1 protein-coding gene is annotated in these 632 nt (G+C 65.2%); it reads right to left on the reverse strand.

What is annotated here, in order from left to right; all coding sequences use genetic code 11:
• Positions 1–206: 206 nt before the first annotated feature.
• The coding region (locus BRO63_RS34370; protein WP_218824127.1) for a hypothetical protein at positions 207–632 on the reverse strand (426 nt) is incomplete at its 5' end.

The following is a 632-nucleotide window of genomic DNA, read 5'->3' on the forward strand; positions in this document are numbered from 1 at the left end:
GCGCATCGAGGTTGCGAGCCGCCACGCCGCCCGCGCCGACGGGCTGCCCCGTCTTGGCCTGGCGCGCTGCTAGAGCCGTGGTTAGTGGCGAGTCTTTTACTGCCCGTCATTTTCGGCCGCGCGGGCGGCCGAAAATTACATACGTGATTTCCGAAATTTTGATGGTGTTCGCTGTCGCGAATGCGGACAGTCGTTTTCTGATGACATCACCGTTCAGTGGGTGGGGCGGTGATGGGTGGCGCGCGGCAGGCAGCGGTTTGCGCTTGAAGACTCTCTCGCGCGCGCCACCCATCCGGCACCGTGGCTTGGCGGCCAGTGATGACAATCGGCTTGGCGACGTTGAGTGATGGACCACCGCCTTCGGAGCGTTCAATGATGACTGATGCCTCATGCACGCGCAGCGCCATCCTCAACCGCAAGATACCGCGGAAGCCTCGGAAGGCCGCCTGCGCGGCCGGCCCGAGGCGATCCCCGCAAAATCCCTCGCCATACCCCCACTCGTTGCCAGAACGCCAAGCACACCGCTCGCCCCAGCCGACGTCAGATTGCAACTGAACGTGCCCGTCGCGTCGGCGGCCCGCCATGCGCGGGGCGTCGATAAGCCCGACGGAATCCGAAGGAACCGCCGCAGG

Source organism: Achromobacter xylosoxidans, from assembly GCF_002192695.1.
GTDB lineage: Bacteria > Pseudomonadota > Gammaproteobacteria > Burkholderiales > Burkholderiaceae_B > Achromobacter > Achromobacter xylosoxidans_C.